Raw genomic sequence first — 428 nt, 5'->3', positions numbered from 1 at the left:
ATGCGTCCGTGTTGAGAGGGCATAGCCCCCAAGATAACGAAATGCGGCACTAGCTCAGTTGGTAGAGCGCGACCTTGCCAAGGTCGAGGTCACGAGTTCGAGCCTCGTGTGCCGCTCCAAGTTATCTAAGGTTATAACCCCAGTGCTGGGGCGGAATGGCAGAGTGGCCATGCACCGGATTGCAAATCCGTTTACCCCGGTTCGACTCCGGGTTCCGCCTCCAATCAACACTCCACACGCTTTAAATAGCAAACTCGATGCCCGAGTGGTGGAATTGGTAGACACAAGGGATTTAAAATCCCTCGCTCTTAGAGTGTGCCGGTTCAAGTCCGGCCTCGGGCACCACTTTGTGGTTTAGTTATATGCACCAACATATAACTTTTAAAATGTAATAGTAGAATTAATATGATGCGGCACTAGCTCAGTTG

General features: G+C 50.7%; 3 tRNA genes. All 3 read left to right on the top strand.

Features of this window, described 5'->3' with window-relative positions:
• Window positions 1–43: 43 nt before the first annotated feature.
• The 3 genes from CWB65_RS18805 (at window position 44) to CWB65_RS18795 (ending at window position 345) form a co-directional block, all read left to right on the top strand.
• Window positions 44–119, top strand: a tRNA-Gly gene (locus tag CWB65_RS18805).
• A gap of 30 nt (window positions 120–149) precedes the next feature.
• A tRNA-Cys gene (locus CWB65_RS18800) sits at window positions 150–223 on the top strand.
• A gap of 36 nt (window positions 224–259) precedes the next feature.
• Window positions 260–345, top strand: a tRNA-Leu gene (locus tag CWB65_RS18795).
• Window positions 346–428 lie beyond the last annotated feature (83 nt).

The sequence above is a fragment of the Pseudoalteromonas sp. S554 genome, assembly GCF_005930865.1.
Taxonomy (GTDB): Bacteria; Pseudomonadota; Gammaproteobacteria; order Enterobacterales; family Alteromonadaceae; genus Pseudoalteromonas; species Pseudoalteromonas marina.
The sequence above is the reverse complement of the archived record's forward strand: the minus strand, read 5'-3'. Positions and strand labels throughout refer to the sequence as shown.